The sequence below is a fragment of the Phycisphaeraceae bacterium genome (assembly GCA_019636655.1).
Lineage (GTDB): Bacteria > Planctomycetota > Phycisphaerae > Phycisphaerales > UBA1924 > JAHBXB01.
The window spans coordinates 327,206-343,075 of record JAHBXB010000002.1 but is presented as its reverse complement, the minus strand read 5'-3'; the positions used below and the strand labels follow the sequence as shown (position 1 = coordinate 343,075).

Annotated in this window: 10 protein-coding genes and 1 rRNA gene; 9 read left to right on the top strand and 2 right to left on the bottom strand. The window is 66.6% G+C overall.

Annotated elements, in window-relative coordinates; genetic code table 11:
• The first annotated feature begins 66 nt into the window (after positions 1 to 66).
• The 5 genes from KF745_06920 to KF745_06900 all read left to right on the top strand — a co-directional run bounded on the left by KF745_06920 (position 67) and on the right by KF745_06900 (position 6,308).
• A complete protein-coding gene (locus KF745_06920; GenBank protein MBX3358142.1) occupies positions 67 to 1,245 on the top strand; it encodes a DegT/DnrJ/EryC1/StrS family aminotransferase in 1,179 nt (392 codons plus the stop codon).
• Positions 1,246 to 1,377: 132 nt separating this feature from the next.
• Positions 1,378 to 1,659, top strand: coding sequence for a 50S ribosomal protein L28 (locus KF745_06915; protein MBX3358141.1), 282 nt, complete (start codon positions 1,378 to 1,380; stop codon positions 1,657 to 1,659).
• A gap of 228 nt (positions 1,660 to 1,887) precedes the next feature.
• Positions 1,888 to 2,730: a ComF family protein gene (locus KF745_06910; GenBank protein MBX3358140.1), complete on the top strand. Its 843-nt coding sequence runs from the start codon at positions 1,888 to 1,890 to the stop codon at positions 2,728 to 2,730.
• A 643-nt stretch (positions 2,731 to 3,373) separates the two neighbouring features.
• A 16S ribosomal RNA gene (locus tag KF745_06905) occupies positions 3,374 to 4,863 on the top strand.
• 335 nt (positions 4,864 to 5,198) lie between these two features.
• Positions 5,199 to 6,308, top strand: a complete 1,110-nt coding sequence (locus KF745_06900; GenBank protein MBX3358139.1) for an acyltransferase — start codon at positions 5,199 to 5,201, stop codon at positions 6,306 to 6,308.
• A gap of 6 nt (positions 6,309 to 6,314) precedes the next feature.
• On the opposite strand, the gene phoU is transcribed toward KF745_06900, so the two are convergent.
• On the bottom strand, positions 6,315 to 7,085 hold the full coding sequence (gene phoU, locus KF745_06895; GenBank protein MBX3358138.1) for a phosphate signaling complex protein PhoU: 771 nt from the start codon (positions 7,083 to 7,085) through the stop codon (positions 6,315 to 6,317).
• A 199-nt stretch (positions 7,086 to 7,284) separates the two neighbouring features.
• On the opposite strand from phoU, the gene KF745_06890 reads away from it, so the two are divergent.
• The 4 genes from KF745_06890 to KF745_06875 all read left to right on the top strand — a co-directional run bounded on the left by KF745_06890 (position 7,285) and on the right by KF745_06875 (position 14,523).
• Positions 7,285 to 7,587 (top strand): hypothetical protein, encoded by a 303-nt coding sequence (locus tag KF745_06890; protein MBX3358137.1) that lies wholly within the window; start codon positions 7,285 to 7,287, stop codon positions 7,585 to 7,587.
• Between the two features lie 8 nt (positions 7,588 to 7,595).
• A complete protein-coding gene (locus KF745_06885) occupies positions 7,596 to 8,834 on the top strand; it encodes an aminotransferase class V-fold PLP-dependent enzyme (GenBank protein MBX3358136.1) in 1,239 nt (412 codons plus the stop codon).
• A gap of 118 nt (positions 8,835 to 8,952) precedes the next feature.
• Positions 8,953 to 11,313 carry a hypothetical protein gene (locus tag KF745_06880; protein ID MBX3358135.1) on the top strand — a complete coding sequence of 787 codons (2,361 nt, stop codon included), beginning with the start codon at positions 8,953 to 8,955 and terminating at the stop codon, positions 11,311 to 11,313.
• A gap of 84 nt (positions 11,314 to 11,397) precedes the next feature.
• Positions 11,398 to 14,523, top strand: a complete 3,126-nt coding sequence (locus tag KF745_06875) for a DUF5110 domain-containing protein (protein MBX3358134.1) — start codon at positions 11,398 to 11,400, stop codon at positions 14,521 to 14,523.
• On the opposite strand, the gene KF745_06870 is transcribed toward KF745_06875, so the two are convergent.
• Positions 14,524 to 15,834 carry a dicarboxylate/amino acid:cation symporter gene (locus KF745_06870; protein ID MBX3358133.1) on the bottom strand — a complete coding sequence of 437 codons (1,311 nt, stop codon included), beginning with the start codon at positions 15,832 to 15,834 and terminating at the stop codon, positions 14,524 to 14,526. It lies immediately after the preceding gene.
• Between the last annotated feature and the right edge of the window lie 36 nt (positions 15,835 to 15,870).

Below are 15,870 nucleotides of genomic sequence, written 5' to 3'. Positions count from 1 at the left end.
ACACCCCAAGGGGCGGGCCCGATTCCGTTCCATCACCCGCGACGCGAGCACCGGAAGCCAATCGACATGAGCCACGAGATCCCGCTCTCCCGCCCCGACATCTCCGGACTTGAGGTCTCGCTCGTCGAGTCTGTGCTGCGATCCGGCCGGCTCTCGATTGGTCCGATGCAGGAGCAGTTCGAGCAGCTTGTGGCCGCCGCATCCGACTGCGACCACGCGGTCGCCTGCTCCAGCGGCACGGCGGGGCTGCACATGGCGATGGTCGCCCTCGGCATCGGGCCGGGTGACGAGGTGATCACGACGCCGTTCTCGTTCATCGCGTCGGCCAACGCGATCCTCTTCGTGGGCGCGCAGCCGGTGTTCGTCGACATCTGTCCGCGGACGCTCAATATGGATCCCGAGCGGCTCGAGTCCGCGATCACGCCGCGGACCAAGGCGATCATCGCGGTCGAGACCTTCGGCAATCCGTCGCGGATGGACGAGTACGCCGCGATCGCCGCGAGGCACGAGATCCCGATTGTGGAGGATTGCTGCGAGGCGCTGGGCTGCTCGCTCAAGGGCAGGCCCGCGGGGTCGTTCGGCCGCATCGGCGTCTTCGGGTTCTATCCCAACAAGCAGATCACCACGGGTGAGGGCGGGATGGTGGTAACGAACGACAAGCGGCTGGCGGACCTGTGCCGATCGCTCCGGTCGCAGGGCCGCCCGGTGCTCGACGGCGTGTCGGCGGCGGGCCCCGCCGCGCCCGGCATGGGGTCGTGGCTGGCCCACGAGCGGCTGGGGTACAACTACCGCCTCAGCGAGATCAACGCCGCGGTGGGCATCGCCCAGATGCGGCGGCTGCCGGAGATCATCGCGAAGCGGCAGCACGTCGCCCAGCACTACATGAAACTCCTGCTGGAGCACCACGACATCGTGCTCCCGACGTGCGATCCGGGGGTCGTGATGTCGTGGTTCGTCTTCGTGGTCCGGCTCTCGAGCACCTACACGAGGGACGAGCGAGACCGCATCATCCAGGGCATGCGGCGGCACGAGATTGGCGCCGGCGACTACTTCCCGTGCATCCACCTCCAGCCGTTCTACCGCGAGCGGTTTGGATTCAAGCCGGGCGACTTCCCGATGGCCGAGACCGTCAGCCAGCGGACCATCGCGCTGCCGTTCTTCAACGACCTCTCAGAGCATCAGGTCGAGATGGTCTGCCAGACGCTGGCCCTGATGATCAGCCGGGAGAACATCAAGCGCGGCTGAGCCGGGAACGCCGGCGGACGTGTCTGCGGCCGCAACACGGGTTTTTTGACTGAATTTGGGCCACAACGCCCATCCCCTTGCCCCTTGCCCCGACCCCCTCTAATCTTCCCGTCCCGTTTACCGGAGGTCCCCATGCCATTTGTCTGCCACTACACCGGCAAGAAATCGTCCTACGGCAAGCAGCGAACCTATCGCGGCCAGAAGATCGCCAAGGGCGGCTTCGGCCTCAAGCCGACCGGCATCACCCGCCGGAAGTTCCGCCCCAACCTGCAGTCGGTGACTGCGGTCGTTGACGGGGTTCCGACCCGGGTCAAGGCCTCGGCTCGTGCCATCAAGGCTGGGCTGGTCGTGAAGCCCCTCCGCCGCAAGTACGGCTACACCCTGCAGCAGAAGGCCCTGGCCCAGAAGGCCTGAGCCGCCACTCGAATCAACTACACGACACCCCCGCCTGGTCGCGGGGGTGTTGTCTTTTTGCGGTACTCTGGATCCCCACAGATGCTCGCAAACGGGACGAATCCTGGGGATCACGAGTCGGCTGAGGAGATTCCCAGCCGCGATGATCTGTCCCGCCGTGGACGCGGCTTCACATGGCCTCCGCGGCGGGAACTTGTTGACTCGGCGGCGCCTTGTAGTGCGGCACCTGTGGCGCCACGTCCGGTCGCGGCCGAACTTGGGACTGAAGCGCATGGCGGCCGGCCCTCGACCTGGCTGGTCCAGGCAATCCACGACATCGAGAGAACCTGGCTCGATGTCGTGGCGCCCCCGTTCGCCGAGCGACTGGCGGAGCACGGGGCGGGCCCCGACGACGGCTCGCGATACTGCCATCGCTGCGGGCTCGCGGCGGGCCCCCATGAAACTACAGCCAGCGGGTGCGCGGCGTGCCGCGACGGTTCCGCCGGGTCGACCCCGTGGGACCGGCTTGTTCGATTGGGGGAGTATGTGGAGCCGTGGTCCGGCATCGTGACCGACGTGAAGTTCACCCGCTGGCGGAGGCTGGGGAGTGATGTCGGGGTGATGCTCGGTCGTCAGGCCGGTCAGGGGCTGCGCGAGGCCGGGATCGGGCCGCGGGGCCGGGTTTTGGTGATCCCGGCCCCGGTCTCGTTTCGGCGACGCGTTTTTCGGGGGATCGACCACGCTCTGGTGCTGGCGCGGGGTGTGGCAAGTGGCCTCAGGGAGGGGGGGCACGAGCTCGCGCGAGTCCGCCGGGGGCTGTGGCGCCGGCATCGACCGTCCCAGGCAAGCCTGCCGGCAAGCGAACGCAAATCGAACATTGGCAGGACAATACGGCCGCGAGGCGGCCTGTCGCGGCTGCTGGCCGGGACGGCCGTCGATGCGATCGTCGTCGTGGATGATGTACTGACCACGGGGGCCACGATGAGGGCGTGCTGCCGAGCGGTGCGGGCGGCCTGCCGCGGTTTGCCGCGGGATCGGCGACCGGTGGTGCTGGCGGCGATCGTGGCCCGGACGTCGGCCGATCGGCGTTGATGGCTGTTCACGGGAACCCTTGGCGGGTCGGGACGTAGCATGAGTGAGCGGGGGGTGCATCGCGTGGACAACTCGCCCTCAGCGGTGGGGAATCGGTGGAGAAAACGCCGGGAATTGGGCGGATTTGTGCATTCTTCTGGGCCGGGGCGGAAAGTTTGACACGTGCTTGACTGGGTGAGGTGCAGGGCTACACTCTCCCTCGCCTCTGCGGGAACCCGCGGGGGCCGCTTCTTCTCGGCGAGACGCCGGAAAGCAGCAGACCTCTTTGAAAAGTGAACAGTTGGGTGGCCACGAGAATGTGCGACCGTCGCACTGGTGCACGCCAGGCCCTTTCAGCGGGGCAGCGACGATCGATTCAACAGCGAACCGGGTGTTCACAGCACCCGGTCTCTGAGAGTTCTCGTGCCACAGACAGATCAGCAAACCAAAATTTGTATGAAGTTTGTTGAGAACCCTCAGAAATCAACCCGTCGGCTTTAGCCGGCCGGCGGGCAGTCCGAGGCTCGCGCAAGCGGGTCGCGGATTGAGACCGGCCCGTTCGCCCTCGACGCAAGAAGAGGCCGGGCGGGCTAAACAGGCAGACCTCCATTTGAAGTACTCTCCGGAAAGCCGGCTTGCCGGTCCGACGGAGATCAAAGGATTTCAATTGAAGAGTTTGATCCTGGCTCAGATTGAACGCTGGCGGCATGGCTAAAACATGCAAGTCGAACGAGAACCTCGCAAGAGGGGACAGTGGCGGAAGGGTCAGTAATGCGATCGAACGTACCCCGAGGTGGGGGATAGGCACGGGAAACTGTGCGTAATACCCCATGATGCCTCCGGGCCAAAGATTTTTCGCCTTGGGAGCGGCGATCGTCCTATCAGGTAGTTGGCGGGGTAATGGCCCACCAAGCCGAAGACGGGTAGCGGGTGTGAGAGCACGGCCCGCGACATCGGGACTGAGACACTGCCCGGACTCCTACGGGAGGCTGCAGTAACGAATATTCCGCAATGGGCGCAAGCCTGACGGAGCAATGCCGCGTGCAGGATGAAGCGGCTTCGCCGTGTAAACTGCTGTCAGGGGACAGAAATACTGATCGTCCCCAGAGGAAGAGACGGCTAACCCTGTGCCAGCAGCCGCGGTAATACAGGGGTCTCAAGCGTTAATCGGAATCACTGGGCTTAAAGGGTGCGTAGGCGGCCTAGCAAGTGTCCTGTGAAATACCCCGGCTCAACCGGGGAACAGCGGGGCAAACTGCCAGGCTCGAGGAAGGTAGAGGCCGGTAGAACGATAGGTGGAGCGGTGGAATGCGTAGAGATCTATCGGAATGCCGAAGGTGAAGACAGCCGGCTGGGCCTTTCCTGACGCTGAGGCACGAAAGCGTGGGGAGCAAACCGGATTAGATACCCGGGTAGTCCACGCCCTAAACGATGCGCACTAGACCGGAGCGGCTCTGACGTCGTTCTGGTCGTAGAGAAATTGATAAGTGCGCCGCCTGGGGAGTACGGTCGCAAGGCTAAAACTCAAAGGAATTGACGGGGGCTCACACAAGCGGTGGAGCATGTTGCTTAATTCGAAGCAACGCGAAGAACCTTACCTGGGCTTGACATGCCTGGATTAACCCCTGGAAACAGGGGCCACACCCGCAAGGGTGGAACAGGCACAAGTGCTGCATGGCTGTCGTCAGCTCGTGCTGTGAAGTGTCGGGTTAAGTCCTCTAACGAGCGCAACCCCTATCGCTAGTTGCCAGCGGGTTATGCCGGGTACTCTAGCGAGACTGCCGTTGTAAGACGGAGGAAGGTGGGGATGACGTCAAGTCCTCATGGCCCATTTATGCCCAGGGTTGCAAACGTGCTACAATGGTGCGTACAAAGCGACGCAAGGCCGCGAGGCGGAGCAAATCGCATAAAACGCACCCCAGTTCGGATTGCAGGCTGCAACCCGCCTGCATGAAGTTGGAATCGCTAGTAATCGCGGATCAGAACGCCGCGGTGAATACGTTCCTGAGCCTTGTACACACCGCCCGTCAAGTCATGGGAGCCGGTAGTGCCCGAAGTTGCCACGATACTGTGGTGCCCACGGCAAGATCGGTGACTGGGACTAAGTCGTAACAAGGTAGCCGTAGGAGAACCTGCGGCTGGATCACCTCCTTTCTAAGGGATTTCCTTGGACCGGTCACGCGGGGAGACCCGCAGCCGGTACTGTCAGCACATTCTTGTCCGTGAGAGCGCCACAAGCCTCGCACGGATAGCCGTTCGGCAACGACCGGCGAAGGACACCCAACTGTTTCACGATATCTGCCATATGGCCGATGACCCCCGCCCCACGAAGGCGGGGGTTGTTGTTTTTGTCCCCGTGCTACGGACCGGGTGAGCAAATGAATAGTCTGTGATTAGGTTGGCATTCGGTGGCCGTGCCCCCGGTGCGCGCCGATAAGTGGTGAGCCCAGCGCGAGTTGGGCGGGGCGGGCAGCGTACCGGCCGATCGCATGAACCAGATCGCGATACCCAGCGACCGCATCCGCTTTGAAGGCGTAGATGCCGCGCGCGTCATCGCGTCGCTGGCAACGGTTTGGTTCCACGCTGCCGAGTCCTTGTCTGGGCGGGGGGCAGGCGGGAATCGCGTCGCCCAGAGCATGCTGGCCTGGGCCGAGGTCACCCGGTTCGCCGTGGCGTTCTTTGCGATGGCCGCGGCGTTCTTCCTGGTGCTATCGCTCAGGCGCGATCCGTCGAAATCCTACCGGACCTTCGCGGGGGGAAGGTTTCGTCGTCTGTACCTGCCGTTCCTGGGCTGGGCGGCGATTTACTACCTCGCAAGCGAGGTCAATCACCGGTTCATCACGCACACGCCGAGCCAGGGACTCGGGGTCAGCGTGCTGTGGTGGGGCACGGCATACCACCTCTGGTTCCTGCCGTTCCTGTTGGCGTGTCTGCTTGTCGCATTCCCCGTGGTGAAGTTCGCGTTGGCGAGCCGACGGCGCGAGGTGTTGGTTGGGTTTGCGGCGCTGCTGCTCGGGGCGGTCGTGGCGTTGTGGCCACTGCACGGCAGTGTCGACTCCCAGATTCCACAGATTAAGGACGGCGACATCCTCGGGATTCACCTCCCGGTGCTGGATGTCGAGAACACGGTGTTCGCGCTCGGCAAGTGGTGGGCACGGGCGCCGGGGTTCCTGTGGGGAATCGGTCTTGGCTTGTTGTGGGACGTGCGGAACGCTATGGGCTCCCGACGTGGCAAGACGCCGCTCTCGGTTGGGACCGGGCTGGTGGGGGTGGCGCTGATCGGCGTGTGTGTTGGCGTACTGCTGGATCAGGGTCAGATGAACGTGTACCACAACCTCGAGGGTGTGGGGCTGTTCGTGGCCGCGCTCAGCCCTTTGCTTGCCGTGGCGGTGGGGCTCGCGAAGCTGGGGAGGTTGACCTACGGGATCTACCTGGCCCACGTGCTGGTCGTACAAGTCGTTGAGGTCGTGGCGCAGAAGGCGGGAATGCTGAACTACTGGTGGGCGTACCCGGTGGTGTTCGCGATCGCCGCCGCGGGGAGCGTGGTGGTTGCGAAGGCCCTCAGGTGGCACCGGTGGACGGCGTGGCTGACGCCCTAAGGCAGCCTACGCGGGCTGGGACGCCCCGTCCGAAGATTCGCCCGCGGCGGGTTTCACCCGGCGTTTCTCGTGCCGGATGATCTGCCCGGTCTGGAGGTAGACGATGTCCTCGGCGATGTTGGCCATGAGGTCGCCGATCCGCTCCAGTTCGCGTCCCACGCGGTACACGAGCAGTCCCACGATGTGGTAGTTGGGGGCGCTGCTCATCAGTTCAAGGGTCTCGTCGAAGAGGCGGCGGTGGAGCGTGTCGATGGATTCGTCGCCCGCGACGATCGCGCGGGCCGCCTCGGCGTCCTCGGCCATGAGCGCCCGCAGCAGTGTGTGGCAGACGATCGGAACTCGCTGGCCGAGCTCCACGAGCGCGGTCGGCCACTCGGGGGTGAACTCCGGCGGGACCTTGTTGACCGTCTTCGCGATCGATGTCGCGTGATCGGCGACGCGTTCGATGTCCGCGTTGGCCTTGAGGATGAACGCCAGGGCACGGAAGTCCTTGGCGAAGGGGTGCTGCAGGGCCATGAGCCGCAGGCATGCCTCCTCGATGGCGACCTCCTCGACGTCGATGCGGTCGTCGCGTCGACGGACGTCCTTTGCCGCGGCGCGGTCGGCGCGCCACAGGGCATCGAGGGACGACTCGAGCATTCCAACGGCGCTGGTGGCCTCCCGGACGAGGCGCTGCTTGAGGGCGCCGAGGTCGCGCGTAAAGGTGCTGGAGATGTCGCGTGGAACCGGGGCGATCGGGCCCGAGGGAGGGTTGGGAGTCTGGGGCTGGCTTGGCATCGGGAGAAGGTTCCAAGGTGCGGCGTCGCGAGGCGTCCAATGCCCGCGACGGGGGACAGGGACGATACGCAGGCACAGGCCTCCGGGTGTGCGGCAAGAGGTTGGGGGCGCAGAAATAGCGCACCGGGCGGGTCCGGGATAACGCCATCTTCGCTCTCGATTCGAGGGGCTCGGGCGGGCGGTACGATACCAGACGCCGATGCGAATCGAAGGACAGAACCCGGGCCTGCGGCCGGCCATGCCGATGCGGGTGGCCAATGCCTACGGCGTGCAGCCGCCCGCCGCGGCGAGGCCCGTGCAGAACCAGGCGGGTGAGCCGGCCGCGGGCGCCAGGGTGAGCACGAACACGGCGAGACTGGTCGCCGGCGTGGTTCCCGGAGGCGTGGAGTTCGGCCAGGAGACGTCGGGCACGAGCCGGATGACCATGTACCGTCACCCCGCAGACCGCAACGCCGCCGCGACCGGAGTGACCCTGGGCCGGGTGCTCGACCTGAACGGCTAAACTGGGTCGTGAGCCTCCCAGCAACCCAATCGCGTGGAGCCGGCCGGAAGCTGCCGGTGTGGTCCGATCTCGCCCCTCACTGGCGGCTCTCGCCCGAAGTGGTGTTCCTGAATCACGGGTCGTTTGGGGCCGTTCCGTCGGTGGTGCACGAGCATCAGCGAAGGTTGCGTGATCTGCTGGAAGCCGAGCCGGTGCGGTTCTTCGTCGAGTTGTACGAGCCGATGATGGACCAGGCCAAGGCTGAGGTGGGGGCGTTCATCGGGTGCTCGCCAGAGGACTTCGGGTTTGTGCTGAATGCGACGATGGGTGTGAACACGGTCGCGGCGTCACTGGAGCTCTCGCCGGGCGACGAGCTGCTGACCAGTGACCAGGAATACAACGCGTGCAACAACGCGCTGGAGCGGGCGGCCCAGCGGGCGGGGGCCAGGGTTGTCCGGGCGTCGCTGCCGTTTCCGGTTGCCGGCGAAGACCAGGTGGTGCAAGCGATCACCGGGAGGATTACCGACCGCACGCGGCTGGTGATGGTGAGCCACATCACGAGCCCGACAGGGCTGGTGCTGCCGGTCGAGCGGCTGGTGCGCGAGATCCAGGGCCGGGGCATCGATGTCCTGGTGGACGGCGCACACGGGCCGGGCATGGTGCCGCTCAACGTCGATTCGCTCGGCGCGGCGTACTACACGGGCAACTTCCACAAGTGGGTGTGCGCCCCGAAGGGGTCGGCGTTCCTGCACGTGCGGAGGGATCGGCAGGCGAAGATGCGGCCGTTGATCGTCTCACACGGCGCGAACTCGCCGCGGAAGGACCGGAGCCGCTTCCGGCTGGAGTTCGACTATCCCGGCACGATCGATGTGTCGGCGTGGCTGAGCGTGCCGGAGGCGATCAGGTGCGTCGGGGGGATGATGCCCGGGGGCTGGCCGGAGGTGATGAAGCGGAACCGGGAGATGGCGCTGCTGGGACGAGAGACGCTGTGCCGGGCTCTTCGCGTCGAGGCGCCCGCGCCCGAGTCGATGATCGGGTCTCTTGCGGCGGTGAGGCTGCCGGACCGGCGTCAAGAGGAGGGGGCGCCGGTGAAGTACGCGGACCCGCTGAATGAGCGGCTGGTCTCGCGGCATGCGGTGCAGGTGCCCATCGTGACCTACCCGGCGCCACCGGCCCGGCTCGTGCGGATCGCGATGCAGATGTACAACTCGATCGAGCAGGTGGAGTACCTGGCCGAGGCGCTCCGCGAGGAACTCGACATTCGGTAGCTGGTTGGCGAGCCGTTCACAATTCAGGGCACTGCAGGGGGTACGGACGGTTGCGGTTCGTGCAACCATGGGCCATGCTTGGTCACTCGATACGTGGGCTTCGGAGGAGACGCGGAACATGGTGAACTCAGTTCGCGCCCTGAGCATGGCGCTTGCGGGCGTTGTTGCGGTCCTTCTCGCCGGTGCGCCGCTGCACGGGCAGGTACCGCAGAGTGTCGTGAGGTATGACGGATACCGTGTTGTCCGGGTCAACGTCGGATCCATCCGGGACCTGCAGACGATGGAGGCGATCGGGGGCGAGGTGTGGCGGTGCGGGGGGGTTGTGGTCGGGGTGTCGGACTACCTGGTCTCTCCGGAGGCGCAGGAAGGGCTGAAGGCGGCCGGCCTCAAGTCGACAGTGGTGATCGACGACGTGCAGCGGCTCATCGACGCGGAGCGGGATCAGATCGCGGCGGTGCGGGAGCAGGAGGCGGCGGGGCTCCGCGGGCCGGGGTACTTCTCGACGTACCGCACGTACGACGAGATCTCGGCGTTCGTGGACACGCTTGTCGCCGCGCATCCGGAGTTGTGCTCGCGGTTCACGGTCGGGCAGTCGCTGCAGGCGAGGACGGTGTTCGGGATCAAGATCACGAGCATCGTGGGCGGAGCCGGGGTGAAGCCGCAGATTGTGCTTTACAGTCTCCAGCATGCGCGGGAGTGGATCACGGGGGCGACGACGATGTGGATCGCGGACCGCCTGGTGAACTCGTATGCATCGGATGCGAGTGTCCGACGGCTCGTCGACGGGTACGAGATCCTGATCGTACCGATCGTGAACCCGGATGGGTTCGTGTACACGTGGACGAACAATCGCATGTGGCGGAAGAACCGGCGCGACAATGGGAACGGCACCATTGGCGTCGATCCGAACCGGAACTGGGGCTACCAGTGGGGCGGCGAGGGGGCGGCCACCAATCCCGCGGAGGAGACGTATCGCGGTCCGGGGCCGTTCTCCGAGCCGGAGACGCAGAACATGCGGGATTTCCTGCTGGCGAACCCGAGGACGGTGTTCGCGGTGGACATTCATTCGTACGGGCAGTTGATCCTGTCGCCGTGGTCGTACACGAGCGAGCTCCCCAGCGATTCGGGCGTCTTCGAGACGCTCAACGCGGGAATGAAGAATGCGTTCGAATCGACCGGCGGGCTGGCGTATCGCGCGGGGCCGACGTACTCGACGATCTATCCGGCGTCGGGGGCATCGGGCGACTGGGGGTACGCGGTGGCCGGCGCGCTCGCGTATGGCTTCGAACTTCGGGACACCGGCCAGAACGGGTTTACGCTGCCCGCCGACCAGATCGTGCCATCGGCGACGGAGTGCTACAACGCGATCGCCTGGGCGGCCGGGTGGCTGCTGGATCACCGGCTGTACCTCGGCTTCCCCACGGGGACGCCCGTGATGGTTGAGGCCGGGACGACGACGCCGATCACGTTCGAGGCCCGGCGCGGCATGAAGCAGCCCGCTCCCGGATCGGCCCGCCTCTACTCGCGGATCGGCCGTTCGGCGGCGTTCACCAGCAACACGCTGACCGACGGCGGCGACGGCACCTTCACAGCGATGGTGCAGGCCGGGCCGTGCAACTCCGTTGTGCAGGTGTACCTTGAGGCTCAGACCGTCGACGGAGAGACCGTGTGGTACCCCGCCGCGGGTCCGAATGGCGCGATTGAGCTCGCCGCGATGCAGAGCGTGGCGGCGTTCTCAGATGGGTTCGAGACCAATCTCGGGTGGACCGTCGGGTCGCCGCAGGACAATGCGACGAGCGGGCAGTGGGTGCGGGGAGACCCCATCGGCACGGCCGCCCAACCCGAGGATGCTCACGCCGGTTCGCAGTGCTTCTTCACCGGTCAGGGGACGGTGGGGGGTGCGGCTGGACAGGCGGATGTGGATGGTGGGCAGACGACGCTGACCAGCCCCACCTTCAGCCTCGCCGGATCGGCCGATGGGCTGATCTCATATTGGCGGTGGTATTCGAACAACCAGGGGGCCGCCCCCGCGGCGGACACCTTCCTCATCGACGTGTCATCGGACAACGGCGCCACGTGGCGGCGCGCCGAGACGGTCGGACCGGCCGGTGCGGAGGCGGTGGGCGGCTGGAGGTCAGCGTCGTGGCGGTTGTCGCTGCTGTCGCCGGCGATGACTCCCACGGCGACGATGAAGGTGCGCTTCATCGCTCAGGACCAGGGGGCGGGCTCGATTGTCGAGGCGGCGGTTGACAACTTTGCCGCGGTGCGTGTGGGGTGCCCGACGCCGGCGTGCGCCGGGGACTTTGATCGCGACGGCGTGGTACAGCCTGTGGACTTGGCCCAGTTCGTGAACGCGTGGGCGCAGGACCTTGGCGCCGGCACCCTTGTGGCGGACTTCAACGGTGATGGCGAGGTGACGCCGACGGATATCGCGGTCTTTGTGAACGCGTGGTTTAGCTCGATCGGTGCGTGTGGGTGAGCGGTCTTTGCCGCGGTTGGTTGAGGTCGGGATTGGCCGCCCACTTTCCTGGGTTCGCTCCTTACACTGGGCCAGGGAGCGAATGTGCACGCGGCACGGCTGACGGTCATCACACCCGAGTGCATCCGGCTGGAGTACAGCGAGAGCGGACGGTTCGTCGATGAGCCGACGCTGTTCTCGCTGGGCCATCGATCCAATGTGCCCGAGGACCTGTCGGCGCGGGTGGTTGTTCAGGGCGATGCGCCGGCCGTGGTCGACACAGGCCGCATCCGGCTGGAGTACACGCCCGACGGAAGGGAGTTCCACGCGGGGAACCTCGCGGCGACGGTGAGGGACTCGGGCGGCCGATCCGTGGTCTGGCGGCCGGGCGATCGGGCTGAACGCAACCTTGGGGGGCCGCTCCGAACGCTCGACGGCGTTCGCCGGGCGGTGCCGATGGGCGATGGCTTGCTGACGCGGGACGGGTGGTTTGTGCTCGACGATTCGTCGTCGGCCGTTCTTCGGGATGGGTGGATCTCGCCGCGAGCATCCTCGGGCGAGGGGCGCGGGATCGACTGGTACTTCTTCGGATACGGGCGGGACTATCGAGCAGCGTTCCGGGCGCTGGCCGCGGTGGCCGGGCGGGCGCCGCTGCCGCGGCGATACCTGTTGGGGGCGTGGTACTCGAGGTATTGGCCGTACACGCAGGAGGATTACCAGCGGATCGTCGAGGAGTTCGACGAACACGGGTGCCCGCTGGATGTGCTGGTGCTCGATATGGATTGGCATAGCGAGCCGCCAAAGGGGAGCGGCTATCCGGGGTGGACGGGTTGGTCGTGGAACCGCGAGTTGCTGCCGGATGCTCCGGGGCTGTTGAGTTGGCTCCATGCGAGAGGGCAGCACGCGACACTAAACCTGCATCCGGCGGACTCCGTCCGGCCGTTTGAGGATGCCTACGCGGCGTTCATGCGGGCCCTGGGGAGGGACTCGGCGAGCCAGGAGACGGCCCCGTTCGAGGCGGCGGACCGGCGATACATGGACGCGCTTGGCGCACAGGTGCTGGCGCCGCTAGAGCGGGACGGCGTGGATTTCTGGTGGATGGACTGGCAGCAGGGGGAGGAACTCCGCGGCGTGCCCGGGGCAACGATGACGCCATGGCTCAACCGGGTGTTCTTTGAGCGGGCGTGGGGGAAGGACGGCCGCGATGGGTCGGCACAGGAACTGCGTGGCGCCGGCTTCAGCCGGTGGGGGGGGTGGGGTGACCACCGGCACCCGATCCACTTCTCGGGTGATGTGGCGTCGACCTGGCGGGCGCTGCAGTTCGTCGTCCCGTTCACGATCGCATCGGGCAACGCGGGGTGCTTCTACTGGTCGCACGACATCGGCGGGCACTTTGGCCGGCGCGATGAGGAGAGCATGACGAGATGGTCGCAGTTCGGCGCGCTGAGCGCGGCGTTGCGGTTCCACTCGGCCCGGTCGGCGGCGCTGGACCGTCGCCCGTGGCTCTGCGAGCCGATGTTCGCGGAGGCGATCCGGAAGGCGATGCGGCTGCGCTCGGAGTTGATGCCGAGCATCTACACGGCGGTCCGGCGGTGCTGGGACGAGACACTGCCGCTCCTGAGCGGGATGTACATCGGTGAGCCGGCGGATGAGCGTGCGTACCGGTACACCGATCAGTACATGCTGGGCGATCACCTCCTCGCCGCGCCGATCGTGTCGATGGGGATCGGGCCACGCCGGGTCGCGGCGCGGGCCGTCTGGTTTCCTCCCAGGACGGGCGGGGTCGAGGTGGAGCGGTGGTACAACCTGGAGACCGGGGAGTCGTTCCAGGCGGGGACGGAGGCGATTGTCAGCGCGGAGATCGACGAGATCCCGTTATTCGCGCCGGGGGGTGTCCCGATCGTCTGCGGCAGGCCCACGCTGAGGATGGGGAGTGCCTCGCTCGAAGCGCTGGTCGTGAGGGTGTTCCCGGGCGCCCCGGGGAGTATCTACGACACAGCGCTGTACGAGGATGACGGCCTGACGAGGGGGTACGAGCGGGGCGAGCACGCGTGGACGCCGCTGCGTGCAGCGTGGGGCGATGGGCGGGTGCGGCTGAGCATCGGCCCGACTACGGGGCGCCTCGACGGGCAGGCTGCGGAACGCGAGGTCGAGGTGGTGCTGGGTGGAGTACGCGAGGTCGGAGCGCCGGGCGCCATGGACACTGGCCGTGGGGTGGCGACGGTGCGGTTAGCCACGGGATCGATCCGCAAGGCGATCGAGTTGGACCTGACGTTCACGAGAGCGGAGCCGGGTGACGTGTCACGGCGACATCGGGCGAGACGGCTGGCCGGTGCGATGGGGGCGTCTGCGGAGACGAGCGGCTGTGGGATCGAGGCTCTGCTCGCGCTGGGGCGAGTCGGCGGGCCGGCCCATGAACTGGTCGAGATTGGGCTTGGGATCGGCGTATCACGCGGCGACGGGGGAGCGTGGTTGATCGATTCGGAGGGGTTGATCGACGGCGGTGAAGCGGTGGTCGAGGCGATTCATGTGGTAGGCCGCGAGACGCAATCGCTTGGTAAGGACCATATGCGAGTATCGCCGCACGGGGCGGTGCGGCTGGAACGGGCCGAGGCGCCGCCGCCGGAACCGCCGCTGGGGCTTCGGTCGTCCACGGTGGCGCGGGTGGCGTTCCGCAAGGGGGGTGAGGAGGTTGCGTTCGATGTGCCCGTGGCGTGGCGGCTCACGCCGGTTCGCGCGTGGCGGGCGGTCGGGCCGTTCGCGTTCGATCCGCAGCGGCGGATCGATGAACAGTCACATGGTCCTGAAACGGAGGGTTGGGATCGTGACCGCACGTACTGCGGTGTGGACGGCGCGGACGTGCGATGGCATCTTGCACACGGTTCCGACGACTGGTCCGGTGGACGCGGCTGGGCGGTCGATCTCCGCCGCCACTTCGCGGGCGCGTTCCGCATGGGCTACGCGGCGACCCATCTGTTCAGCGAGACCGAGCAGCGGGCGACCATGCACATCGATTCGGGCGATCGCGCGGAGGTGTGGGTGGGCGAGGACAAGGTGCTGACGATGGACACCGGGGACACGATGGACTCGCCCACGGGGAGCGCGGAGGTAGTGCTGCGGGCCGGGTGGAACCGGGTGGTGGTCAAGGTGAGCGAGGGGGGCGGGGGCTTCGGGTTCACGCTGACGGTGGACGGGGAGCGAGCCCTGCAGGAGGGGCTGGACCCGGCGTGACTACTCCGACGCGGGGGGCTCGATCTCCTCGCCCTCGCTGCGGGCGATGATGACGGCGGTCATGCCGTCGCCCGTGACATTGGTCACCGTACGGCACATGTCGAGGATGCGGTCGACGCCGAGCACGACCGCGATCCCCTCGGCGGGCAGGCCGACCTGCTTGAGCACGAGCAGGAGCATGACCGTTCCGCCCGACGGGACGCCCGGGGAGCCGATCGATGAGAGTGTCGCGAGCAGCACGATGCTGATCTGCGCGCCGACGTCGAGGGAGATTCCGTACAACTGCGCGATGAAGAGCACCGCGACGCCCTGGAACAGGGCTGTGCCGTCCATGTTGATCGTCGTGCCCAACGGGCAGACGAACGAGGTGATCCGTTCGGAGACGCCGATGCGGTTCTGCACGCAGTCCATGGTGACGGGCAGCGTCGCCGCGGATGAGGAGGAGGAGAAGGCCAGGACCTGGGCCGGGGCCATGGCCTTGAAGAAGCGGCCATAGCTCATGCGGCCGAGCAGCCACAGCAGGAGCGGGTACTCGACAAAGGTCAGGATGGCCAGCCCCAGGACGACGACGAGGCAGAAGGCCCCGAGCGCGGCCAGCACATCGAGTCCGAGCGTGGCGACCTTGGGCACGACCAGCGCGAACACCGCCACGGGCGCCAGGCGCATGACCAGGTGAACGATCTTGATGATCACGTCCGTGAGCGCATCGAAGAAGGCGATCACGGGGGCCGCCTTGTCGCGGGGGATCATCGTCAGGCCGATGCCGATGACCAGGGCGAAGACGATGATCTGGAGCATCTCGCCCTGGGCGAGCGCACCGAATGGGTTCTCGGGCACCACGTCCAGGGCCTGCTGCCAGAGGCTCTTGACCTTGCTGATGTTCTCGACGCTCGCGGCGACCGTGGCCTCGTTCGCCGCGAACTGGGCGGTGCGGGCGCTCTCGCCGACGAACGAGCCCGGCTTGATCACGTTCGCGAGGACGAGTCCGAGGACCACGGCGAACGCGGTGGTGCCCAGGTAGAGGCCGAATGTCTTCCCGCCGATGCGGCCGAGTCGGCGGAGGTCGCCGAGGCCCGCCGCGCCCACGATGAGCGAAGTGAAGACCACCGGGACGGCGATGAACCGAAGGGCCCGGATGAACAGGGCCCCGACAAAGTCGTTGAGTTGGGTGAGGAACCGGATCGTGCCCGCGGCCGGCCCGGTGTCGCCCGCCGCGGCCTGGATCGCGGGGCCGAAGGAGTTCAGCAGCAATCCGACAAGGATGCCGGCGATCAGCCCGATGACGATCTTCCAATGCAGGGCGATTCTCATGGTCCGCCGATGGTACCTCAAAGCCGCTGTGCGCTG